Annotated in this window: 19 protein-coding genes; 10 read left to right on the top strand and 9 right to left on the bottom strand. The window is 72.5% G+C overall.

All coding sequences use genetic code 11. From position 1 onward, the window contains the following. Positions 1 to 80: 80 nt before the first annotated feature. On the bottom strand, positions 81 to 3,047 hold the full coding sequence (locus PS271_RS16935) for an FAD-binding and (Fe-S)-binding domain-containing protein (RefSeq protein WP_398382679.1): 2,967 nt from the start codon (positions 3,045 to 3,047) through the stop codon (positions 81 to 83). Between the two features lie 90 nt (positions 3,048 to 3,137). Here PS271_RS16935 and serC point away from each other — a divergent pair, with 90 nt between their 5' ends. Then, positions 3,138 to 4,256 (top strand): phosphoserine transaminase, encoded by a 1,119-nt coding sequence (gene serC, locus PS271_RS16930; protein WP_398382678.1) that lies wholly within the window; start codon positions 3,138 to 3,140, stop codon positions 4,254 to 4,256. A gap of 128 nt (positions 4,257 to 4,384) precedes the next feature. On the opposite strand, the gene PS271_RS16925 is transcribed toward serC, so the two are convergent. Next, positions 4,385 to 5,497: a TolB-like translocation protein gene (locus PS271_RS16925; protein WP_398382677.1), complete on the bottom strand. Its 1,113-nt coding sequence runs from the start codon at positions 5,495 to 5,497 to the stop codon at positions 4,385 to 4,387. A gap of 272 nt (positions 5,498 to 5,769) precedes the next feature. On the opposite strand from PS271_RS16925, the gene PS271_RS16920 reads away from it, so the two are divergent. Beyond that, positions 5,770 to 6,084 carry a hypothetical protein gene (locus PS271_RS16920; RefSeq protein ID WP_398382676.1) on the top strand — a complete coding sequence of 105 codons (315 nt, stop codon included), beginning with the start codon at positions 5,770 to 5,772 and terminating at the stop codon, positions 6,082 to 6,084. 282 nt (positions 6,085 to 6,366) lie between these two features. Next, positions 6,367 to 7,053, top strand: coding sequence for a GDSL-type esterase/lipase family protein (locus tag PS271_RS16915; RefSeq protein ID WP_398382675.1), 687 nt, complete (start codon positions 6,367 to 6,369; stop codon positions 7,051 to 7,053). Between the two features lie 134 nt (positions 7,054 to 7,187). Here the strand turns inward: PS271_RS16915 and PS271_RS16910 are convergent, their stop codons facing one another. From PS271_RS16910 to PS271_RS16895, 4 genes are all read right to left on the bottom strand, one after another. Beyond that, a complete protein-coding gene (locus PS271_RS16910; RefSeq protein WP_398382674.1) occupies positions 7,188 to 8,183 on the bottom strand; it encodes an aldo/keto reductase in 996 nt (331 codons plus the stop codon). A 352-nt stretch (positions 8,184 to 8,535) separates the two neighbouring features. After that, complete coding sequence (gene thpR / locus PS271_RS16905) at positions 8,536 to 9,099, bottom strand: RNA 2',3'-cyclic phosphodiesterase (protein ID WP_398382673.1); 564 nt, start codon at positions 9,097 to 9,099, stop codon at positions 8,536 to 8,538. A gap of 170 nt (positions 9,100 to 9,269) precedes the next feature. Further along, entirely contained in the window at positions 9,270 to 10,679 is a 1,410-nt protein-coding gene (locus PS271_RS16900; RefSeq protein ID WP_398382672.1) for an MFS transporter, read from the bottom strand. A 28-nt stretch (positions 10,680 to 10,707) separates the two neighbouring features. Next, on the bottom strand, positions 10,708 to 11,145 hold the full coding sequence (locus PS271_RS16895; protein ID WP_120756994.1) for a MarR family winged helix-turn-helix transcriptional regulator: 438 nt from the start codon (positions 11,143 to 11,145) through the stop codon (positions 10,708 to 10,710). Between the two features lie 318 nt (positions 11,146 to 11,463). Between PS271_RS16895 and PS271_RS16890 the strand changes: the two genes are divergently transcribed. Beyond that, on the top strand, positions 11,464 to 12,240 hold the full coding sequence (locus PS271_RS16890) for a VC0807 family protein (protein ID WP_398382671.1): 777 nt from the start codon (positions 11,464 to 11,466) through the stop codon (positions 12,238 to 12,240). 55 nt (positions 12,241 to 12,295) lie between these two features. Continuing rightward, positions 12,296 to 12,487 (top strand): DUF1059 domain-containing protein, encoded by a 192-nt coding sequence (locus PS271_RS16885; RefSeq protein ID WP_356279243.1) that lies wholly within the window; start codon positions 12,296 to 12,298, stop codon positions 12,485 to 12,487. A 121-nt stretch (positions 12,488 to 12,608) separates the two neighbouring features. Here PS271_RS16885 and PS271_RS16880 read toward each other — a convergent pair whose 3' ends face one another. Together PS271_RS16880 and PS271_RS16875 are read right to left on the bottom strand one after the other, a co-directional pair. Continuing rightward, positions 12,609 to 15,086, bottom strand: a complete 2,478-nt coding sequence (locus tag PS271_RS16880) for an HAD-IC family P-type ATPase (RefSeq protein ID WP_398382670.1) — start codon at positions 15,084 to 15,086, stop codon at positions 12,609 to 12,611. A 120-nt stretch (positions 15,087 to 15,206) separates the two neighbouring features. Then, positions 15,207 to 15,485: a DUF2530 domain-containing protein gene (locus PS271_RS16875; protein WP_367135010.1), complete on the bottom strand. Its 279-nt coding sequence runs from the start codon at positions 15,483 to 15,485 to the stop codon at positions 15,207 to 15,209. 316 nt (positions 15,486 to 15,801) lie between these two features. Between PS271_RS16875 and PS271_RS16870 the strand changes: the two genes are divergently transcribed. After that, positions 15,802 to 17,274, top strand: a complete 1,473-nt coding sequence (locus PS271_RS16870) for an NCS2 family permease (protein WP_398382669.1) — start codon at positions 15,802 to 15,804, stop codon at positions 17,272 to 17,274. 1,343 nt (positions 17,275 to 18,617) lie between these two features. Here PS271_RS16870 and PS271_RS16865 read toward each other — a convergent pair. Then, positions 18,618 to 18,959, bottom strand: a complete 342-nt coding sequence (locus PS271_RS16865) for a hypothetical protein (protein WP_398382668.1) — start codon at positions 18,957 to 18,959, stop codon at positions 18,618 to 18,620. Positions 18,960 to 19,088: 129 nt separating this feature from the next. Between PS271_RS16865 and PS271_RS16860 the strand changes: the two genes are divergently transcribed. The 4 genes from PS271_RS16860 to PS271_RS16845 all read left to right on the top strand — a co-directional run bounded on the left by PS271_RS16860 (position 19,089) and on the right by PS271_RS16845 (position 22,268). Next, positions 19,089 to 19,862: a GntR family transcriptional regulator gene (locus PS271_RS16860; protein WP_398382667.1), complete on the top strand. Its 774-nt coding sequence runs from the start codon at positions 19,089 to 19,091 to the stop codon at positions 19,860 to 19,862. A 17-nt stretch (positions 19,863 to 19,879) separates the two neighbouring features. Then, positions 19,880 to 20,425: a GntR family transcriptional regulator gene (locus tag PS271_RS16855; RefSeq protein WP_398382666.1), complete on the top strand. Its 546-nt coding sequence runs from the start codon at positions 19,880 to 19,882 to the stop codon at positions 20,423 to 20,425. Positions 20,426 to 20,498: 73 nt separating this feature from the next. Then, the gene (locus PS271_RS16850; RefSeq protein WP_398382665.1) at positions 20,499 to 21,002 is read left to right on the top strand and encodes a YceI family protein; all 504 of its coding nucleotides are present in this window, start codon (positions 20,499 to 20,501) and stop codon (positions 21,000 to 21,002) included. A gap of 156 nt (positions 21,003 to 21,158) precedes the next feature. Further along, the gene (locus PS271_RS16845) at positions 21,159 to 22,268 is read left to right on the top strand and encodes a hypothetical protein (RefSeq protein WP_398382664.1); all 1,110 of its coding nucleotides are present in this window, start codon (positions 21,159 to 21,161) and stop codon (positions 22,266 to 22,268) included. Positions 22,269 to 22,281: the final 13 nt, after the last annotated feature.

Here is a 22,281-nt window from a genome sequence, read left to right as displayed (position 1 = left end):
CGGGAGATCGTGTCAGGACGGAGAGAGCGTGACAGCGCGAGCAAAAACAATCAAGCGTGCTTGCCTTTATTTTCGGCCAGTTACGCGGCCGGGCCGTCGGCCGCACGGGTTCCCTCCGCACGGATCGCCTCCGCGAGGAGTTCGGCAAGGTGGACGGCACGAGGCCCGTCGCCCGCGAGCTGGGCGATCTGCGTACGGCAGGAGAACCCGTCGGCGAGGATCGCGGCGCCGTCGCCGCGCAGGGCGGCCGCCTGGAGCGAGGGCAGCAGCTGCTCCTCCGCGCAGGCCACGGAGACTTCGTAATGTTCTTCCTCAAAACCGAAGTTGCCGGCTAGTCCGCAGCAGCCGCCGCTCAGCTCGCCCGCCAGGCCGGCGCGCTCGCGGAGACGGCGCTCGGCGGCGTCGCCGAGGACGGCGTGCTGGTGGCAGTGGGTCTGCCCGGCCACGGGGCGGTCCAGGCGGGGCGGCTGCCAGTCCGGGGCGAGCTCCTCGAGGGACTGGGCGAACGTTCGCACACTACCCGCTAGTTGGTGGGCGCGCGGATCATCCGGGAGCAGTTCGGGAAGATCGGTGCGGAGGGCGGCCGCGCAGCTGGGCTCCAGGACGGTGACGGGGAGGCCGGCGTCGAGGGCGGGGCCCATCAGGGCGAGGGTGCGGCGCAGGGTGCGGCGGGCGCGGTGGAGCTGGCCCGTGGAGATCCATGTCAGCCCGCAGCAGGGCGCCTTCGGCGGGACGGCGATGCGGAGCCCGGCGCGCTCCAGGACGGCCACGGCGGCGCGGCCGGTCTCCGGGGAGAGGTGATGGGTAAAGGTGTCGGGCCAGAGCACGAGGTCGGCACCGCCGCCCGAGCCGCCGCCCGAATCGCCCGCCGAACCGCCCACCGACCCGCCCACCGCCCCCGCGGCGCGCCTCCGCTCCCCCCACCACCGTAGAAACGTCTCCTCCGCGAGCCGCGGAATCGCCCGCTCCGGGGCGATCCCCCCGAGCCGTTTCGCCGCTGCCGCCACCGGCCCGGCGCCGGAGAGCCGGTTCACCGCACGCGCCCCGCGGACCGCGGCCACCCCCCGCAGCCACACCGGCAGCCACCCCATCGCGTAGTGCGAGGCGGGCCGCAGCCGGCCCGCGTAGTGGTGGTGGAGGAACTCCGCCTTGTACGTGGCCATGTCGACGCCGACCGGGCAGTCGCTGCGACAGCCCTTGCAGGCCAGGCACAGGTCGAGCGCCTCGCGGACCTCCTCCGAGCGCCAGCCGTCCGTGACGACCTCGCCGGCGAGCATCTCGTGCAGGAGCCGGGCGCGGCCGCGCGTGGAGTGCTGTTCCTCGCGCGTGACCCGGTACGACGGGCACATGACGCCCGCGCCGCCCGGCGTCGTCTCGCGGCACTTGGCCACGCCCACGCACCGCCGCACCGCGCCCGCGAAGTCGCCGCCGTCGTCCGCGTAGCCGAAGACGACCGGCAGGGGGCGCCGCGGGAGCACCTCGAAGCGGAGGTTCTCGTCCAGCGCGTACGGCCGGACGAGCATGCCCGGGTTGAGGCCGCCGTCGGGGTCCCAGAGGTCTTTGAAGCGCTCGAAGAGCCGGACGGCCTCCGCCCCGTACATCTTCGGCAGGAGTTCGGCCCGCGCCTGTCCGTCGCCGTGCTCGCCGGACAGGGAGCCCCCGTGGGCGACCACCAGCTCCGCGGCCTCGCCGGAGAAGTCGCGGAAGCGCCGCACGCCGTCCGCGCGGAGCAGGTCGAAGTCGATGCGGACGTGGATGCAGCCGTCGCCGAAGTGCCCGTAGGGCGCGCCGCGCAGGCCGTGGCGGCGCAGGAGGGCGCGGAAGTCGCGCAGATAGGCGCCGAGGCGGGCGGGCGGAACGGCGCAGTCCTCCCAGCCGGGCCAGGCCTCGGTGCCGTCGGGCATGCGGGTGGCGGTGCCGGCGGCGTCGTCCCGCACGCGCCACAGGGCACGCTGCCCGGCCGCGTCCGTGACCACCATGGCGCCCGTGGTCTCGGACGCGGCGGCCCGTACGAGCTCCTCCGCCCGCGCCCGGGCCTCGGCCTCCGTGGCCCCGCCCGTCTCGGCGAACAGCCAGGCCGCGCCCTCCGGCAGGCCGGCCGCGGCCGCGCCGCCCACCAGGTCGGCGGCCATGCCCTCGACCGTCAGGGGACCGTGCGGCAGGAGCAGGTGGGCGGCGTCCGCGGCGGCGCTCTCGTCCGCGTACGCCAGCACGGCCAAGGCGCGCGCCCGCGGCGCCTCCACGAGCCGTACGGTCGCCTCCGTCAGCACCCCGAGCGTGCCTTCGCTGCCCGTGAAGGCACGGGCCACGTCGGTGCCGCGCTCCGGAAGCAGGGCGTCCAGCGCGTAGCCGGAGATGCGGCGCGGAAGGTCGGGGAAGCGGGTGCGCAGCGCCGCCAACTCGCCGCCGACCAGGGACCGGAGGCCGCCGGCGAGCCGCTCCGGCAGCCTGTCCCATCCCCGCCCGAGCCGGGCCCGCTCGCCCGCGTACGTGAGGACGTCCAGCGCGTGCACGTTGTCGGCGGTCGTCCCCCAAGCCACGGAGTGCGCGCCGCACGCGTTGTTGCCGATCATGCCGCCGAGCGTGCAGCGGGCGTGCGTGGACGGGTCGGGGCCGAACGTCAGGCCGTGCGCGCCCGCCGCGTCCCGCAGCGCGTCGAGGACGACGCCGGGCTGGACGACGGCCGTACGGGCCTCCGGGTCGATCCCCGCGATCGCGTGCATGTGGCGGGTGAAGTCGAGCACCACGCCCTCGCCCGTGGCCTGCCCGGCGATCGACGTGCCGCCGCCGCGGGCCACGACCGGCGCCCCGTGCGCGCGGCAGACGGCGAGGGCGGCCGCCACGTCGTCGGCGTCGCGCGGGGCGACCACGCCCAGGGGCACGCGCCGGTAGTTGGAGGCGTCCATGGTGACGAGGGCGCGGTCGGCGGCCCCGAAGCGGACGTCGCCGCGCACGGTTTTCCGCAGGGCGGCGGCCAGCTCCTCACGGTCCGCACCGCCGGCACTGCCCGCACCGCCTTCAGCATCACCCTCCACAAGATCAGCCATAAGGCCCATACTGCACGCCTTCCCCCCTCCCCCGTCTCACCGAACGGACGTTTTACTGATCGGAAACTCCGCACGGACTAGGCTGCCTCCGTGGCTGATATCCAGATCCCCGCTGACATCAAGCCCGCCGATGGTCGCTTCGGCGCGGGCCCGTCCAAGGTGCGTACGGAGGCGCTCGCCGCGCTGGCTGCCACCGGAACCTCCCTGCTCGGCACGTCGCACCGCCAGGCCCCGGTCAAGAACCTGGTCGGCTCGGTGCGCGACGGCGTGCGCGAACTCTTCTCCCTGCCCGACGGCTACGAGGTGATCCTCGGCAACGGCGGCTCGACGGCCTTCTGGGACGTCGCGACGCACGGCCTGATCGAGAACAAGTCGCAGCACCTGTCCTTCGGCGAGTTCTCCTCCAAGTTCGCGAAGGCCGCGAAGCTCGCGCCGTGGCTGGCCGAGCCGACCGTCGTCTCCTCCGAGCCCGGCACCCACCCGGAGCCGAAGGCAGAGGCGGGCGCCGACGTCTACGCCCTCACCCACAACGAGACCTCCACCGGCGTCGCGGCGCCCATCCGGCGCGTCGAGGGTGCCGACGAGGGCGCGCTCGTTCTGGTCGACGCCACGTCCGGCGCGGGCGGCCTGCCCGTCGACATCGCCGAGACCGACGTCTACTACTTCGCCCCGCAGAAGTCCTTCGCCTCCGACGGCGGCCTGTGGCTCGCGGTCTTCTCCCCCGCGGCCCTGGAGCGCGCGGCCCGCGTCCACGCCTCCGGGCGGCACATCCCCGAGTTCTTCTCGCTGCCGACCGCGATCGACAACTCCCTCAAGAACCAGACGTACAACACCCCGGCCCTCTCCACCCTCTTCCTGCTGAACCAGCAGCTGGAGTGGCTCAACGGCCAGGGCGGCCTGGACTGGGCGGTCCGCCGCACCGCGACCTCCGCCCGCACCCTCTACGGCTGGGCCGAGGCCTCCAAGCACGCGACGCCCTTCGTGGCGGACCCGGCCAAGCGGTCGGCCGTCATCGGCACGATCGACTTCACGGACGACGTGGACGCGGCGGCCGTCGCCAAGGTCCTGCGCGCCAACGGCATCGTCGACACCGAGCCGTACCGCAAGCTGGGCCGCAACCAGCTGCGCATCGCGATGTTCCCGGCGATCGACCCGTCGGACGTCGAGGCCCTGACGGCCTGCGTCGACTACGTGATCGAACAGCTCTGACGACATGACGGAACGACGGACGGCCCCGCGGTGATCCGCGGGGCCGTCCGTCGCGTAACGCCCCGGCGCCCCGTCGCGCAACCCCCCGGCGCCCTCAGCGGCGCTTCAGCGTCAGCGGCACTTCGGCATCAGCGGCGCTTCAGCAGCCGTCGTAGGCCCACTGCCAGGCCCGCGACCACGGCCAGGGCGCCCGCGCCCACGAGCAGGTTGCGGTTGTCGGCGCCGGTGGTGCTGCCGGACTGACGGTCCGCGGCGCCGTCGCCGTTCTTCGCGTCGTCCGGGCGCTTGGGCGCCGAGTCCGGGAGCAGGTCGCCGTCCAGCGCTACGGGCTGCACCGTGCTGTTCTTGCCCTCCGAGCCGTACATCAGGGTGCGGCCGTCCGTGGTGAAGGTGACCGACTCGCCCTGGCGCTGGAGCGGTACGTCCGGGCGGCCGATCTCCTGGGGCCGGCCGTCCTGCCAGCGGTACGCGCGGGCGTCGAAGTAGCCGCGGACGACGAGCCGGCTGCCGTCGGGGGAGAACGCGCCGTCCGTGGCCCACAGGTCGATGTCGGCGGTGCGCCGGAAGACGTTGACGCCGGACGCGGAGAGCCGCTCCGGCGCCTCGTACAGGGCGCCCTTGCCGGAGCGCTTCTTGCTGACGATGTACACGCGCCCGGTCTTCGGGTGCACCATCAGCGACTCGGCGTCGCGCGGGCCGTCGTCGTAGCGGACGGTGTAGCGGGTGGGGGTGAGGGTGGTGTCCTTGAGGGTCTTCGGCTCGGGGAAGCGGTAGATCCACACCTCCGGCCAGCGGCCGCCGAAGTTGTCGCCGATGTCACCGAGGTAGATGTTGCCGTCGGGGCCGATGGAGATGGCTTCGACGTCGCGCGGCTCGATCCCGGCGAGGGTGACGGTGGCGACCGTGCGGCCGGTGCGGCCGTCGACGGCGTAGACGTACGCGCCGTCGCCGCTGTCGTTGTGCGTCCAGTACACGCCGGGGTGGGCGCGGCTGGCCGCCAGGCCGCTGGACTCCTTGATCCGGGGGTCCGCGATGGTGAAGGCAGCCGGGGCGGAGGCGGCGGACGAAGCGGAGGGGGAAGCGCCGGCGGCCGGCCGTGCGGCGGCGCCGTCGTCGGCCAGGGCCGGGCCGGCAGGCAGCAGCACGGCCGGAGTGACCAGCGCGGCCAGTGCGGCCAGTGCGGCCGGCGTGGTGGCCGCGAAGGCGGCGCGTGCGGCGGCGGGGAGCGGGCGTGGGCGCATGGATCCAAGCCTGCCATCCGGGCGGGCCCCGCAGGGGTGAGCATCGCCGCACCGCGCCACCCGCCCGGAACTCGACACTCCCCCTATCCCTCGCGCCTCTCCCATCTGCACCGCACCTCGGACGAACCATCAAATGCGATAGGTATTCGCCAGTCCTGCGGCTGAAAACCACCCAGAGAAAAGAACGCATTGGCGAATTCCCGCACTGCCGTACGCGGCCGACCCGTATAGGTTTCCGACCGAACGGCAACCAGCTCCAGGGAGGGAAAGCAATGACGCGCATCAAGCGCCGCTTGGCCTATGCCGCCGTGGGTTCGATCATGGCGGCCGGCACCAGCCTGGTGGGGGCCACGGCCGCCTCGGCCGCGCCGGCACCGCACGTCTCGTCCTGCGACAGCTACCGCAACAACGGAACCGTATGGACGGCCAACTGCCGCGTCGACTACGGCAAGTCCCAGTCGTGGACGCGCTGTTCCGACGGCACGGTGCTGTACGGCGCCTGGGTGGGTCCGGGCTACTGGATCTTCAGAGGCGACTGCTCCGGCCACGGCCGGGTCTCCAGCTACGGCCACACGGACAGCCCCTGACGGGCAGCGCCGGCCGGTCCGCGGCCGAAACCGGAATGAGGCAATGAGACAATGAGGTGATGACGCCGCCCCGCCGGAATGCCGGCGGGGCGGCGCCGCCGCATTTATGAACCCGTCCCTCCGGTTCGCATTTCCGTATTTCTGCATTCCGCCACTCGGCTCGGCGGAATGCCCCCGTTCGCGCTCCGAGCAGAAAACGGGACCGGAATCCCCGGCCCCGCGCCCGCCCCGCAGGCCACCCTCGTGCACCGTGCCCGTCCCGCCATCCGCGATGATGTGCACATGCGGATCATGTTCGTCGGCGACTCGATGACCATCGGTAGCGCCGGTGACCTCACATGGCGCTACCGCATGTGGCAGCACCTCAACGCGACGTACGGCGGCCCGTACAAGATCGTCGGCCCGCGCAGCGAGCTGTACGACCCGGCCGCCGACGCGCCCGTCTCGTACGCCTACGGCGCCCCCGAGTTCCCCGAGCGCGCCCGCGCGCACCTCGCCGGCTGGGGCGAGGGCTGGCAGCACATGGCCCCGCTCATCGGGGACGCGGTCCGGGCCGGCCGCGCCGACACCCTGCTCGTCTCGCTCGGCCTCATCGACCTGGGCTTCTACACCAACGCCGAGCAGACGGCCGGCAACGTACGCCGCTTCGTCGCCGAGGCGCGCGACGCCAACCCGCGCATACGGGCCGTGCTGCTGCCCGTCATCCGGAACGTCCGCGCCGCCAACGACCCGCCGTTCGCCGCCGAGTGCGAGCGCTTCAACGAACTCCTCGGCAAGACCGTCGCCGACCTCTCCTCCCCCGGCTCACCGCTGCTCCTCGCCTCCAGCCCCGAGGGCTGGGACATCGACCGCGACACGTACGACGGGACACACCCCAACGCGGCCGGCGAACACCGCCTCGCCGGTGCCTTCGCGGACGCGATGCATCAGGCGTGGGACGTGGGCGGGGCGTACGAGGCGGGGGCGTAGGGCGCTCCCCGCCGACACGCGCGACGCGCCTCTGCTCGTACGAGCGCCTCTGCCCGTACGAGCCTTCCCGTACGAGACAGAGGCGCTCATGGCGTGCTGCCGCGCTCAGGGTCTCTCGCCCCGCGCTGAGGGCCTCACCAGGCGAAGGCCTCCGGCGACGGCCCCGGGCCCGGGAAGATCTCGTCGAGCTGAGCGAGCAGCTCGGCGGAGAGCTCCAGCTCCACGGCGCGCAGGGCCGAGGCGAGCTGCTCGTTCGTGCGCGGGCCGACGATCGGGCCGGTCACTCCGGGCCGGGTGAGCAGCCAGGCGAGGGCTACTTCGCCCGGTTGCAGGCCGTGCTTGTCGAGCAGATCTTCGTAGGCCTGCACCTGTTCGCGGACCTTGGTGTTCGCGAGGGCGTCCGCCGACCGGCCGGACGCCGCGCGGGCGCTGCCGCCCTCCTTCTGCTTGCGGATGACGCCGCCGAGCAGCCCGCCGTGCAGCGGCGACCAGGGGATGACGCCGAGGCCGTAGCCCTCGGCGGCCGGGATGACCTCCATCTCGGCGCGCCGCTCGGCCAGGTTGTACAGGCACTGCTCGCTGACGAGCCCGAGCGAACCGCGCCGCCGGGCGGCCTCGTTGGCCTGGGCGATGTGCCAGCCGGCGTGGTTGGACGAGCCCGCGTAGACGATCTTGCCCTGCTGGACGAGGACGTCGATCGCCTGCCAGATCTCGTCCCACGGCGTCGCCCGGTCCACGTGGTGGAACTGGTAGAGGTCGATGTGGTCGGTCCGCAGCCGCTTGAGGCTCGCGTCGACGGCCCGCCGGATGTTCACGGCGGACAGGCGGTCGTGGTTCGGCCAGTCCGCGCCGTCCGGGCCCATGTTGCCGAAGACCTTGGTGGCGATGACGACCTTCTCGCGGCGGCCGCCGCCCTTGGCGAACCAGGTCCCGATGATCTCCTCGGTCCGGCCCTTGTCGTCACCCCAGCCGTAGACGTTGGCGGTGTCGAAGAAGTTGACGCCCGCGTCGAGCGCGGCGTCCATGATGGCGTGGCCGCCGGCTTCGTCGGTCTGCGGACCGAAGTTCATGGTGCCGAGGACGAGCCGGCTGACCTTGAGGCCTGTACGTCCGAGCTGCGTGTACTCCATGGCGCCCTAGCCAACGCCTTCGAGCGCACTCAAGGCAAGGGTGACCCGGCCGAGGGCACTGCCGGCGTCGCTTCGCCGGCTCTACTTCACCGCTGCCACCACGGCGACGACGACGAGGATCGCGGCGAGCGCGGCGGTCATGATGCGGTTTCTGGTCTTCGGGTCCACGCATCGAGCGTAACCGGAGGGGCGGGGGTGCCCTGTCCACGGGCCGGTGCGGGCGGTGTGGGCGGCGGGGCTGGTGCGGGCGGTCCGGCCGGTCCGGTCCGGTCCGGGGGCCCGGGGGCCCGGGGGCCCGGGGGCCCGGGGGCCCGGGGGCCCGGGGGCCCGGGGGCCCGGGGGTGCAGCCGGTCTAGCCGCCCAGTTCCCACGCCGCCACCGTCTCGTAGCGCGGGCGCTCGCCGGGGACGCCGCCGCCCGGGAGGCGGCTGCGCATGAGCTCCAGGCGCTGCACGGTCCAGGGCGTGCCGCTGAAGCCGGCGAGGCTCTCGGCGTACGGGCGGAGGTGTACGGGTCCTGCGGCCCGGGCGAGGGTGAGGTGCGCGCGGAAGTCGTGCGTGGTGTCGACGGCCACGCCCGCGCGGCGCGCTCCGGCGGCGGCGGAACGGGCGAGGTCGCGCAGGATCGTCCGCTCGCCGTCCGCGCCGACCCACAGGATCCGGTCCCCGAACCGGCCGCCTCCGGCGAACCGCAGTTCGTGCGGAGGGTGCCGGTGGGCGGCGCGGCCGAGGCGCTCGGTGAGCTCCGGGAGCAGGGCGGGGTCGACCTCGCCGAGGAAGGCGAGCGTGAAGTGCCAGCCGGCCGGCTCGGTCCATCGGAGCCGGTCCGCGCCCGGGAGCGTGTGCAGGGGCGCCGTGGCCCCGGCCAGCTCGGCGACGGGCGCCTCCGGCGGCACGACGGCGGCGAAGAGTCGCATAGCCCCAGTCTCCCCTTCGGGGGTGGCTTTACGACGCCGGGCGGCCTCCGGCGGGGCGGGAGGGCTTCGACGGGCGCCGGGGCGGTTACGTCGGCCCGGGCCACGCAGGCGCCGCCCGGGGCGCCCGGACGACAAGCCCCCCGCCGGACGGCGACCGCGCGGCCACACGGCTACGCCACCGCCGCCAAGCCCTCCGCCGACTGTGCCTCCGGCTCGCGCGGTACGAAGGCCACGTGCGTGCGGCCGCGCCGTAGGTCGATCTTCAGGCGGAGGCCGCCGACCCGGGCCAGGACCAGGCCCACGCCGACCGCGGCGAGCGTGGCGACCACACCGCCGGCGAGGAAGCCGACGCGCGCCCCGTAGGCGTCGGTGACCCAGCCGACCAGCGGGGCGCCGAGCGGCGTGCCGCCGACGAACACCATCATGAACAGGCTCATGACGCGCCCCCGCATCGCGGGATCCGTGGCGAGCTGGATGCTGGTGTTGGCCGTCACGTTGATGGTGAGGCCGAACATTCCGATCGGCACGAGCAGCGCCGCGAAGACCCAGTACGAGGGCGCGAGCGCCGCCGTGATCTCCAGGAGGCCGAAGAGCAGGGCCGCGCCGACGAGGAGCCGAAGCCGCGAGCTGCCCCGGCGCGCGGCGAGCAGGGCGCCCACCAGGGAGCCGCCCGCCATCAGCGTGTTGAGCAGGCCGTACGTGCCGGCGCCGGCGTGGAACACGTCGTTGACGAAGGCCGTGAGCCAGATGGGGAAGTTGAAGCCGAAGGTGCCGATGAATCCGACGAGGACGATCGGCCAGACGAGGTCGGGCCGCCCGGCCACGTAGCGCAGGCCCTCGCGCAACTGGCCCTTGCCGCGCGGCGCGCGGTCGACCTTGTGGAGCTCGGCGGTGCGCATCAGCAGCAGCCCGGCGACGGGCGCGACGAAGGACAGGCCGTTGAGGAGGAACGCCCAGCCGCTGCCCACGGCGGTGATCAGCACACCGGCGACGGCGGGCCCGATCAGGCGCGCGGACTGGAAGTTGGCGGAGTTGAGGCTGACGGCGTTGCGCAGGTCGGCGGGGCCGACCATCTCGACGACGAAGGCCTGGCGGGCGGGGTTGTCGACCACGGTGACGAGACCGAGGACGAACGCGGTGAGGTAGACGTGCCAGACCTGCACGTGCCCGGAGAGGGTGAGGACGGCGAGCGCGAGGCCGGTGAGGCCCATCGCGGCCTGGGTGAGGACGAGCAGCCGGCGCTTGGGGCAGCGGTCGGCGATCACGCCGCCGTAGAGCCCGAACAGCAGCATGGGCAGGAACTGCAGGGCTGTCGTGATGCCGACGGCGGCGGAGGAGCCGGTGAGGCTGAGGACCAGCCAGTCCTGGGCGATGCGCTGCATCCAGGTGCCGGTGTTGGAGACGACCTGGCCGGTGGCGAAGAGACGGTAGTTGCGGATTCTGAGGGAACTGAAGGTGCCGCCCTTGGGCCCGGGCTCCGGACTCGTGGCCGGTGCGGGCTTGTTCAGGGCGGCGCTGCGTGCGGCGTCGTCGTGGCTGTTCGGTGCGGGTGCGGAGTCTGCTCCGGGTCCCGTACTCAAAGTGGGTTCGCCTCCTCCTGGCGCGTCTTTACAGGTGCGCGAGTTTCTCGAGGACGGGTGCGGCGGCGCGCAGCGTCGCCCACTCCTCCTCGTCGAGCCGCCCCACGAGCTCGGTGAGCCAGACGTTCCGCTTGCGGCGGCTCTCTTCGAGCATGGCCTCGGCCCGCTCGGTCTGGGTGACCACCTTCTGGCGGCGGTCCTCGGGGTGCGGCTCCAGCCGGACCAGGCCCTTGGCTTCGAGCAGGGCGACGATGCGGGTCATCGACGGGGGCTGCACGTGCTCCTTGCGAGCGAGCTCACCGGGGGTGGCACGGCCGCAGCCGGCGAGCGTGCCCAGCACCGACATCTCCGTGGGACTGAGCGATTCGTCGACCCGCTGGTGCTTGAGCCGACGCGACAGGCGCATGACACCGGAACGCAGGGAGTTCACTGCGGCGGTATCGACTTGGGGGTCCCGGTCCGACATGTCTTTAGCCTAACTCATTACCCGAACTAAATAAAGTGGATACGCCGGGGCGCCCGGTGGCATGGAGCACATCGCCGGAAGCAGGCCGCTTCGCGGCCCACGCGCCCCACGCGCGGGGGCAAACCCTATGATCTCTAGATCATTACGGCGAATCGGCGGGCACCGGCGGCGGCAGGCGGGCACTACGACCGTTGGCCGCTGCTGACAAAAGTCATGCCTGGTCGATTATCGACGGCACTGCCGGAAGCCCGGGCCGGCCGCGAGAGTGGAAGCAGCGCAAGCCGCACGGCTACGGGACGCCTCGGGGGGACACGGATCATGAGCGACACGACCATCGCCGCGCAGCCGGCCACCGGCATGGCGGGCGCCACCGGCACCGGCACCGGCACCGGTACGACCGGCGCCACTGGCACCACCGCTGTCGCTACCGCTGCCGTCCCGCGCAAGCAGGCGGTCCTGGACAGCTTCGTGCCGCTCCTCGTGGACGGCGTCCTGCCGATGGCCGCGTATTACGCGCTCAGCAAGGGCTTCGGCATGGGCACGGTCGCGGCCCTGGGCTGGAGCAGCGCGCTGCCCGCCGCGCGGACCCTCTGGAGCCTGATCAAGGACCGGCAGGTCAACGGGCTCGCCGCGCTGATCCTCATCGTCAACGTCGTAGGGCTGGCGCTCAGCGGCGTCAGCGGGGACGCCCGGCTGATGCTGGCCAAGGACAGCGCCGTGAGCAGCGTCGTCGGTCTGATGGTGCTGGTGTCCGCCGTCGCCGGGCGGCGGCCGATGATGACGAACGGGCTCAAGCCGTGGGTGGTCAAGGGCGACCCCGCGCGCCTGGCCGCGTGGGACAGGCTGGCGGTCCGCGAAGCGCGGTTCCGGCGCACGGAGCGGACGTTCTCCCTCGTCTGGGGCTGCGCGCTGCTGGCCGAGTGCGTGGCGCGGGTCGTGGGCGCGTACACCCTGCCGGTCGACACGATGGTGTGGCTGGGGAACGTGATCCTGGGCGTGGCGATCGTCGCCGCGATGGTGATAGGCGGAGCGCTGGCCGCGGACCCGATGGAGAAGATGGTCGACGCCGAGACGGCCGCGCCCGCGGCGGGGTGAGGTCCCGGCCTACGCTGGGAGTGCGGCCCAGTGAACGAAGCCCCGGGAGGCCGTCATGACCAGGAAAGTCGCCGACTGCCGCAGGTTCCCCAGCGAGACGGACTGCTCGCTGACCATCACCGGCGAGGAGGACGAGGTCGTCCGCGCCGCCAGCGAGCACGCCGTTTCCGTCCACAAGCACAAGGACAGCCCCGCGCTGCGCGAGCAGATCCGGGAAATGCTGGAGGACGAGCAGGCCAGCGCGTAGACCGTGGAACGGTAGAGCCATAGAGCGGGTAGAGCGGTAGAGCGGTAGAGCCGTAAACGCCCTGCGCCGGAAGGCTCTGCGCCGGAAGGCCCTGCGCCGGAACGTCCTGCCCTGCGAGGCTCTACGCCGGGAAGCGCCGGTCCACCCAGCGCCATGCCAGTTCCAGCACCGCGGCCGCCACCGCCGCGATGGCGACGGCGGCCCACGGCATGGTCGTACCCACCAGCTTCAGTGCGAAGAAGTGCTGGAGCCACGGCGTGGCGAGCACGACGAGGAATCCCGCGGCCATCGCCAGGACCAGGCCGATCCGCCACCACGTGTACGGGCGCGCGATGATCGCCAGGACCCACAGCGAGATCAGGAACAGCGTCAGCGTCGCGGCGCTGGTCTCCGCGTCCAGGGCGCCGGGGCCCGTGTAGTAGTGCCGCGCCAGCAGGTACGCGGCGAAGGTGGCGACCCCCGCGATGGTCCCGGCGGGAATCGCGTACCGCATGACCCTGCGGACGAAGTGCGGTTTCGCGCGCTCCTTGTTCGGCGCGAGGGCGAGGAAGAAGGCCGGGACGCCGATGGTGAGCGTGGAGAGCAGCGTCAGGTGACGCGGCAGGAAGGGGTACGGCACCTGGGAGCAGACCACGAGGATCGCGAGCAGCACCGAGTAGACCGTCTTGGTCAGGAACAGCGTCGCCACGCGCGTGATGTTGCCGATGACGCGGCGGCCCTCCGCCACCACCGACGGCAGCGTCGCGAAGCTGTTGTTCAGCAGCACGATCTGGGCGACGGCCCGGGTCGCCTCGGAGCCCGAGCCCATCGAGACGCCGATGTCGGCGTCCTTCAGTGCCAGGACGTCGTTGACGCCGTCTCCCGTCATGGCGACGGTGTGCCCGCGGTGCTGGAGCGCCCCGACCATGTCCCGCTTCTGCTGCGGGGTGACCCGCCCGAAGACGGCGCCCTCGTCCAGCACGCGCCCCATCGCCTCCCGCTCTGCCGGGAGGCGCCGCGCGTCGACCGGTCCCTGGGCGCCGGTCAGCCCGAGCTTGGCGGCGACGGCGCCGACGGAGACGGCGTTGTCGCCCGAGATGACCTTCGCGGAGACGTCCTGCTCGGCGAAGTAGCGCAGGGTGGCGCCGGCGTCCGGGCGCAGCCGCTGCTCCAGGACGACCAGCCCGGTGGGCCGTACGCCGTCGGTGACGCCCGGGTCGTCCAGGCCGCGCGTGGCGCGCGCGAGCAGCAGCACCCGCAGCCCTTTGGCGTTGAGGTCCTCGACGTGCGCGAGCGCGGGGTCGCCCGCGGGCAGCAGCACGTCGGGGGCACCGAGCAGCCAGGTGGCGCTCTCGCCGTCGGGGGAGCGCAGGGCGGCGCCGCTGTACTTGCGGGCGGAGGAGAAGGGGAGGGAGTCGGTGCACTGCCATTGCGGCGGGGTGCCGCCTGTCTCCCCGGCTGGTCCGGCCGCCCCGTCCGACCCGTCCGCCCCGTCCGACCCGTCCGACCCATCGGGGGCCGGGTAGGCGTCGATGATCGCCTGGAGGCTCGCGTTGGGGCGAGGGTCGGCCTTGCCGAGCGCGCCGAGCACTTGGCGGACGTAGGCCTCGCGCTCCTTGCCGCTCCCCTCGCCGTCCAGCAGCCGCAGCTCGCTGACGTCCATGCCGCCCTCGGTGAGCGTGCCCGTCTTGTCCAGGCAGACGACGTCGACGCGCGCCAGACCCTCGATCGCGGGCAACTCCTGCACCAGGCACTGCTTGCGCCCCAGCCGGATCACGCCGATCGCGAAGGCCACGGACGTGAGCAGCACCAGACCCTCCGGGACCATGGGCACGATCCCCGCGACCATCCTCCGGACGGCCTCCCGCCAGTCGTGGTCCTGGACGAAGAGCTGGCTGACGACCAGGCCGAGGGCGGTCGGGGCCATCATCCACGTCACGTACTTGAGGATCCGGCTGATGCCCGTGCGCAGCTCCGAGTGGACGAGCGTGAACCGGGACGCCTCCTCGGCGAGCTGGGCCGCGTACGCTTCCCGCCCGACCTTGGTCGCGGCGAAGGCGCCGCCGCCGGCCACGACGAACGAGCCGGACATGACGGGGTCCCCGGGCCGCTTCAGCACGGGGTCGGCCTCGCCGGTCAGCAGTGACTCGTCGATCTCCAGCCCGTCGGCCTCCAGGACGCGCCCGTCCACGACGCACTTGTCACCCGGCCCGAGCTCGATCACGTCGTCGAGGACGATCTCGGAGGTGGGGACCGGGCAGGGGGCGCCGTCACGGCGGACGGTCGGCCTGGCCTCGCCGATGACGGCGAGCGAGTCGAGGGTCTTCTTGGCCCGCAGCTCCTGGATGATGCCGATCGCCGTGTTGGCGACGATCACGAAGCCGAAGAGGCCGTCCTGGATGGGGCCCACGACGAGGATGATCAGGAAGAGGACGCCGATGATGGCGTTGAAGCGGGTGAAGACGTTGGCCCGCACGATGTCCGCGGTGGAGCGCGAGGAGCGGACGGGCACGTCGTTGACGTCGCCCCGGGCCACGCGCTCGGCGACCTCGGGCGAGCTGAGGCCCGGGTGCGGCGCGGGCAGGTGCTCCTCGGTCGCGGTCTGCGCCGGATCGCTCATGAGTCCGACGGTACGGGGACGCCGGGCGCTGTGCCTTTCGAAACAACCGCAACCGGCCTCGGCGCCGGCGCGCCCGCGGAGTGGGTGCGCGCCGCCGTGAATCCGCCGCGGCGGCGGCCCCTAACGGGTCGCGTCCGCCGTCCCCCGCGGAGCGGCCGCCGCCGCGCGGCGGATCGCCGCGTCGCGCTTGCGTACGTACCAGACGCCGATCAGGCCCAGCCCGCCGCCGGCCAGACAGGTCCACAGCCACCACAGGTGACCGTGGTCGTCGAACCAGCCGTAGAAGGGCAACTGGACGAGGAAGAGGACGAACCAGATGACCGTGCCGCCGGTGATCGTGGCGACGACGTTGCCCTCCAGGGGCTCCGGCGCTTCGTGCCTCGGTGTCCACTTCGTCATGGACGCAAGCGTAGTGCGTGGGGGTCCGCGGCCCGGCGCGAGGCGGCGGTCAGCGCGGGGGCGGTGAACGGAGCCCTTGGCGCATAAGGGTCTACGCGCGGAGATAGCAATCCCGCGCTTGTTTATTCATACTGAATCGAACGGATAATGACCGGCTGGTTTTGTTTGATCATACAGCTCACGGCCGATTCATGATCCAAGTTCGGTCCGCGTTCATGAACGGCGTTCGTGAGCCGCGTTCATGGGCCACGTTCGTGAACCACCGCGTGTCCCCCGCCGCCTGCGCCCCGCAGGCCCACTCCGACTGAGGTCCCGTATGCCCACCTCGGCCACTTCCCCGGTCGACGCCCAGCAGCCCCCGCCGCCGTCCTCCCAGCCCAAGGGCGCCCTCGACCGGTACTTCCGGATCAGCGAGCGGGGCTCGTCCGTGTCCCGGGAGCTCCGCGGCGGCCTGGCCACGTTCTTCGCGATGGCCTACATCGTCGTGCTGAACCCGATCATCCTCGGCGCCGGCCAGGACAAGTTCGGCCACCAGCTGGACAACGGCCAGCTCGTCACGGCCACCGCCCTGATGGCCGGCCTCAGCACCGTCCTCATGGGCGTCATCGGCAACGTGCCCATCGCGTGCGCCGCCGGCCTCGGCATCAACGCCGTCGTCTCGCTCCAGCTCGCCCCCAAGATGAGCTGGCCCGACGCGATGGGCATGGTGGTGCTGGCCGGCCTGGTGCTGATGCTGCTGGTCGCCTCCGGTCTGCGGCAGCGCGTCATGGACGCCATCCCGAACGGGCTGCGGCGCGCCATCGCGATCGGCATCGGCCTCTTCATCTCGCTGATCGGCCTCGTCGACTCCGGCTTCGTCACCCGTAACCCGGACGGCGCGCACACCACTGTCCCCATGGGTCTCGGCCAGGGCGGCCAGCTGCACGGCTGGCCCGTACTGGTCTTCGTCGTGGGGCTCGCGCTGACGTTCATCCTGGTCGTCCGCAAGACGCGCGGCGCGATCCTCATCGGCATCGTCGTCATGACGTTCGTGGCGATCGTCATCAACTCCCTCGCCAAGATCCCGGGCACGGGCTGGGGCCTGTCCGTCCCCCAGGTGCCGGACAAGATCGTGGGCGCCCCCGACTTCGGCCTCATCGGCCACATCAGCCTCTTCGGCGGCTTCCGCGAGGTCGGCCTGCTGACCGGCTGCCTGTTCGTCTTCACCGTGCTGCTGTCGGGCTTCTTCGACGCGATGGGCACGATCATCGGCGTCGGCGAGGAGGCCGGACTCACCGACGAGAACGGCCAGCTGCCCAACATGGGCAAGATCCTCATGGTCGACGGCATCGCGGTCGCCGGCGGCGGCCTCGGCTCCGCCTCCGCCAACACCTGCTTCGTGGAATCCACGGCCGGCGTCGGCGAGGGCGCCCGCACGGGCCTCGCCAACCTGATGACCGGCGGCCTCTTCCTCCTCACCCTGGTCTTCACCCCGCTCGCCACGGTCGTCCCCTCCCAGGCGGCCACGCCCGCCCTGCTGGTCGTGGGCTTCCTGATCATGGCGGCGAACGTCAGGGAGATCGACTGGAGCGACTTCACCATCGCGGTGCCGGCGTTCCTGACGATCATCGCGATGCCGTTCACGTACTCGATCACCAACGGCATCGGCATCGGCGTGCTCGCCTTCATCCTGCTCCGCATCGCCGACCGCCGCGCCCGCGAAATCCCCTGGCTGCTGAACGTCGTCGGCCTCTGCTTCCTCGTGTACTTCTTCCTGGACCCGATCGAACAGATGCTGGGCGTGAAGTAGCGCCGACCGACCGATCGACCGGGTGCGGCGCGCCGCACCCGTCTCACACCGCCCCTGGTGATGGCCTGTTTCGGGTTGTCGCCGGGGGCGGTGCGTTGTGTGGGGTGGGTGGGTTCGGATCGGTGGGGCGGGTGGGGGTGCGGGTGAGAACAGGCTGACCTCCGACCCCGGACGTGGCATCCACCGGGCTCCGGGGCGAGGTGGCCAGCCAGTGGCTGGGATCCGTGGGGTGGGTGCGGGTTAGTGCGGGTTGGGGGTGGGCTGGGATCCGTGGGTCGGGTGCGGGTCAGAACAGGCTGGCAGCGGGGGGAGGGTGGGGGGCTTGCGGCTGTCGGGTGTCCGACGCCCGGTGGGTGGTGGGCCGCCGTACTCCTTCCGTCACGGATGCAGGCGCGTGAGGAGACCTTGCGCATAGGCCTGGGCTGAGGGGGAGCGGGCTGCTGCCGCGATGTGGTTCCTGCCGTCGTGGGCGTTCCACTAGGCGTGCCAGGTTTTGTGGTTGCGCAGGCGGCTGGAAGGTGGAGTGGGGCTGGGGTTAGTGAGGCGCGGGCGGCCGGGTGGGGCCGGTGAGGCGGGCGGCCTACGCTCTCGGGTCACTTGTACGCCGCGCACGGCTGCTGGGCGGTTGACTTCCGGCCCGGGAAGGCCACCCACCACTGCCCGCAGCCGAGTGATGGGGCAGCAGAGGCACGGGCCATCAGGTGGGGCCGCTGAGGCGTTCCGCCGCCATTCCCTGGCCACTTGTACGCCGCGCAGCCCGGCCCCGCCGGTTGATTTCCGCGCCGCGAGGACACCAACCCCCACCACCCGCACCCGGCCGCTCAGCCACGACGGCGAACAAGTGAGTGGAACGCCCACGACGGGCCAAGCCACATCGCGGCAGCAGCCCGCTCCCCCTCAGCCACAGACGAAGGGACCGGTCTCCTCACGCGCCTGCATCCGTGACGGAAGGAGTACGGCGGCCCACCACCCACCGGGCGTCGGACACCCGACAGCCGCAAGCCCCCCACCCTCCCCCCGCTGCCAGCCTGTTCTGACCCGCACCCAACCCACGGATCCCAGCCCACCCCCAACCCGCACTAACCCGCACCCACCCCACGGATCCCAGCCACTGGCTGGCCACCTCGCCCCGGAGCCCGGTGGATGCCACGTCCGGGGTCGGAGGTCAGCCTGTTCTCACCCGCACCAACCCCCGGATCCCAGCCCACCCCCCACCCCACCCCCCCACCCCGTGCGGCAAGTTCGCGCACCACGTCGCTGCGGCACGGCCCGCCCTCCGGGCATCCCTCGGCTCCGGAGTGAGCACGGTGCGCGCACGCCCGCGTAAGCACGCACCCGCGCAGTCACGCGCCTCCGCCCGCCATGTGCACCATGCGCCAGTGACGGCGCTGGACGACAAGGGCCTCCCCCGTCTTGACGTGATCGTCCCCCGCGGCCGCCTCGTGATACGCGGCCTCCAACTGCACGCACTCCTCACACCCGTACGACGGCCGCGAACCGGTCGGCCACAGCCCGGCGGCCTCCCGGTCTTCCCGGGTCGCGAGCCTGAGCGAGGCGAACGGCGCCTCCCACTCGGCCCCGCCCCCGGGCCGCCGCAACGTCAGGCGGCTACCCCGCTCCCCGATCACCTGCGCGATCCGTCCCTCACGCGTGTCCACCACGAACGCGCCGATCCTGTACGTCATCACTGCGCACCCCTCAGGCAACTGTATCGCTATTCGCGAATAGTGATACAGTGCTGGAGCGGTATCAATCCTCGTCAAGTCGCATACGGTGGGGGCCATAGGGCGTAAGGGCGACAGCCGGAGGGCATCGTGGGTAACAGTGGGACAGGTGCAGCAGACCGCCGCTCACTGCATGAGCGGATCGCCGCGGATCTTCGTGACGAGATCATGAGCGGCGACCTGGCACCCGGCGACGACCTGCCGAGCACGACACAGCTCAAGGCAAGGTTCGACGCCTCCAGCGCCACAGTGCAGAAGGCGCTGCAACTCCTCAAAGAGGAGCGTCTGGTCATCGGCCGCCCCGGAGCTGCGGTTACCGTGCGGCCACGTCGGCAGCGGACCATGCGGCCCGCCGCCTACATGGCTCCGGCAGACGCCGGTGCGCCGTACCGCTGGCTCACCGAGGCGTCGAAGCACGGCGGCCGGGCGAGCGCCAGGCTGCTGGAGGTCGTTGAGACCGCACCGCCGGCGGACGTGGCGGCAGCTCTGGGGCTCAGGGAGGGCGACACCGCGCTGCTGCGCCGCCAGCTCCTGCTCATCGACGACGAGCCGGTCGAACTGGTCAAGTGCTACTACCCCTGGGGCATCGCCCGCGGCACCGCCCTCACAGAGCGCCGCCGGATCAAGGGCGGCACGCCGACCCTCCTCGCCGAGCTGGGGTTTCCGCCGCGCCTCAGCGTGGACAAGGTCTCGGCGCGGGTGCCCACTCAGGAGGAGTACAACGCTCTTCAATTGCCGAGCAGCCTGCCCGTGCTCCGGACGCTCCGGGTGCTGTACAGCGATGACGAGCGGCCCGTCGAGGCAGCCGTCATGGCCAAGGCCGGGCATCTGTACGAATTGCAGTACGAGTTCACCGCCGAGTGACTGGATAGGGGATACGCATGCAGAGTGACAGTCGCTGGGTCAGCAATTCCCTGCCCTACCTTCAGGCGCGCCCCGACGGCAGCCCCGACGCCTGGAGTGCGGAGACCGCCGCGCAGGGGCGCCGGGGGCGGCAGAGGATCGTTCATGCAGGGGAGGTTCCCGCGCCGGAAGTCGTCGCCGAGTTGCTCGGGGTGCAGAGCGGGGACGTCGTGGTTGTACGGCGGCGGCTCATGTTGCTCGATGAGCGGCCCAGTGAGCTCACCGACACCTACTTTCCCGCCGCCATCGCCCGCGGCACCCCGCTCGCCGGGACCGCGAAGATTCCCGGCGGGGCCGTCACCCTGCTCGCGCGGCTCGGGTACGCGGGGGCGACCGTGCGGGAAGATGTCGTCGCGCGGATGCCTACCGATGACGAGCGGCAGGCGCTCGGGACTGAGTCCGGCGAGCCTGTTCTCCGGGTCACCCGGGTCACCCTCGACTCTTCCGGGCGGCCGATTCAGGTGGATCTGATGACCATGCCCGCGCACCGCCAGCGCCTGCGTTACGAGATCGCGCTGCCGTAGGGCGGGAAGCCCGATACCGTACCGGTGAGGGGCTGTTGCACCGGCACCGCCGGAATCGGGAGGGGACTGCTCCATGAAGAACGGGCCGTTACCGGGCGTCTACCGCATCGACCCCGGCGCTTCGAGGATCCGGTTCCGGATGCGGGCGTTCTTCGGGCTGTTCCCCATCAAGGGGACCTTCTCCGTCGCGCACGGCAGCATCACCGTCGCGGAGCCCGAATCCGCCTCCACCGTCGAGGCCGTGATCCCCGTCGACAGTTTCTCCAGCGGGCACGCCCCGCGCGACCGGCACGTCCGTTCAGCCGATTATCTCGACTCGGCGCTCCACCCCGAGATCCGCTTCCACGGCGCCGAAGTCCAGCGCGCGGAGGGAGAAGTGACCCTGCGCGGCGAGCTGACTGTGCGTGGCGTCACCCGGCCGGCCGTCCTCACCCTGGAGGAGGTCATCGTGGACGGCCCGCGGCTGAGCGTACGGGCCACGACCGTCGTCGATCGCTACGCCTTCGGAGTCACCAACGCCAAGGGAATGACGGGCCGTCGGCTGCGGATCGTGCTCGACGTGGTGGCCGTGCGCTGAGGCCCGGCGAGGCGGCGCGAGCCGTGTTCCGGGACCCCGTACGCTCCCCGCGCCGCCCCCGTTCCCCCTGTCACGGCCGTGCGGAACCGGTACCTTCGGGGGGAAAGCGGCCGGTGGTCTCGGACGGTCTTAGGGGATGCGGTCTTAGGGGATTCGGTGGGGATCGAGAGCGATCAGCTTGTGTACGACTATCTGAGCCGGGTCGGTGACATCGCCCAGCGGCAGGCGGAGCTCACCTCCGCCGACCGCATGCGGCTGGTCTCCCGGCTGCGGACGGAGATCGAGCGCCGCAGGGCCTCCGAGGGCGCCGATACGCCCGCCGCCGTCCAGCGCATCCTCACCGGCCTCGGCACGCCGGACGAGGCCGTCGCCGACGCGGGTGCCTCGGCCGCGGCCTCGGCGGGGGCCGCCGCGGCGGGCGGGTTCGCCGACACCGGCAGGCGCGTCCCGGCGCCCCGGCGCGAGGGCGAGCCCGTACGCGCCACCCCCTCCGTCCCGTCCCGCCCCCCCGGCCCGCCCTCGTACGCCGCGCCCGAGCGGCCCGCGGCCGAGGTGACCGCGGGGGCAGCCCCGGGGGCCGGGGCCGGGGCCGGTGACGTGCAGGACTGGTGGAGCGTCGAGGCCGGTTCCTCCCCGCTGTCCTCCCCCTTCGCGGGCGCGGGCACCGGTACGGCCCAGGGCACGATCCACGGCTTCACCGGCGGCATCGAGATCCCCGACATACTGAAACCGCCCCCGCGGCCCGGCGACGACCCCGATGACCGCAGTGACCGCAGTGACCGCGATAACCGCGATAACCGCGATAACCGCGACGAGCCCGAAGGCCCCGCCACCGCACGGCAGGGCGAGCACGGTGCGGAAGGCACCTGGGACGAGGAGGACGACGACGGCGGCCCGAGCCGCCCGAGCCTCTTCCGGCGCGCCGACGGCGCCCCCGTACCGCCGCTGCTCCTGCTCGTCGCCCTGGTCCTGGTCGTGGGCGCCGTGCTCAGCAACTGGATCGTCCTCGCGGCCGGCTGGGGCCTCGCCTACCTCACCCGCAAGCTCTCGCAGACCGAGTCCAAGTGGGCCGTCATGGGCGTGCCCGGCCTCGTCGCGGCCGCAGGCGTCGTGTGGCTGTGGGGCCGTACGGAGGGGCGCTGGGGCGATCCCGTACCGGACGGCGGGCTGGGCGCGGCCATGTCGGACACGTGGCCCTGGGTCCTGCGGGGGGCGGCCGTCGCCTCCGCGGCGTTCGTCGTGTGGCGCTCACGCCGCCCGGGGTGAGCGGCGCCTTCCG

The organism is Streptomyces sp. SCA2-17 (genome assembly GCF_044336695.1).
This window is presented reverse-complemented; position numbering and strand designations above follow the sequence as displayed.

Bases quoted from the DNA above. Each gene is read 5' to 3' on its own strand.
- PS271_RS16850 (WP_398382665.1), top strand. From the start codon at position 20,499: ATGAAGAACGGGCCGTTACCGGGCGTCTACCGCATCGACCCCGGCGCT.
- PS271_RS16925 (WP_398382677.1), bottom strand. From the start codon at position 5,497: ATGCGCCCACGCCCGCTCCCCGCCGCCGCACGCGCCGCCTTCGCGGCC.
- PS271_RS16870 (WP_398382669.1), top strand. From the start codon at position 15,802: ATGCCCACCTCGGCCACTTCCCCGGTCGACGCCCAGCAGCCCCCGCCG.
- PS271_RS16915 (WP_398382675.1), top strand. From the start codon at position 6,367: ATGCGGATCATGTTCGTCGGCGACTCGATGACCATCGGTAGCGCCGGT.
- PS271_RS16885 (WP_356279243.1), top strand. From the start codon at position 12,296: ATGACCAGGAAAGTCGCCGACTGCCGCAGGTTCCCCAGCGAGACGGAC.
- PS271_RS16865 (WP_398382668.1), bottom strand. From the start codon at position 18,959: ATGACGTACAGGATCGGCGCGTTCGTGGTGGACACGCGTGAGGGACGG.
- PS271_RS16855 (WP_398382666.1), top strand. From the start codon at position 19,880: ATGCAGAGTGACAGTCGCTGGGTCAGCAATTCCCTGCCCTACCTTCAG.
- PS271_RS16910 (WP_398382674.1), bottom strand. From the start codon at position 8,183: ATGGAGTACACGCAGCTCGGACGTACAGGCCTCAAGGTCAGCCGGCTC.
- PS271_RS16935 (WP_398382679.1), bottom strand. From the start codon at position 3,047: ATGGCTGATCTTGTGGAGGGTGATGCTGAAGGCGGTGCGGGCAGTGCC.
- PS271_RS16875 (WP_367135010.1), bottom strand. From the start codon at position 15,485: ATGACGAAGTGGACACCGAGGCACGAAGCGCCGGAGCCCCTGGAGGGC.
- PS271_RS16890 (WP_398382671.1), top strand. From the start codon at position 11,464: ATGAGCGACACGACCATCGCCGCGCAGCCGGCCACCGGCATGGCGGGC.
- PS271_RS16895 (WP_120756994.1), bottom strand. From the start codon at position 11,145: ATGTCGGACCGGGACCCCCAAGTCGATACCGCCGCAGTGAACTCCCTG.
- PS271_RS16880 (WP_398382670.1), bottom strand. From the start codon at position 15,086: ATGAGCGATCCGGCGCAGACCGCGACCGAGGAGCACCTGCCCGCGCCG.
- thpR (WP_398382673.1), bottom strand. From the start codon at position 9,099: ATGCGACTCTTCGCCGCCGTCGTGCCGCCGGAGGCGCCCGTCGCCGAG.
- PS271_RS16920 (WP_398382676.1), top strand. From the start codon at position 5,770: ATGACGCGCATCAAGCGCCGCTTGGCCTATGCCGCCGTGGGTTCGATC.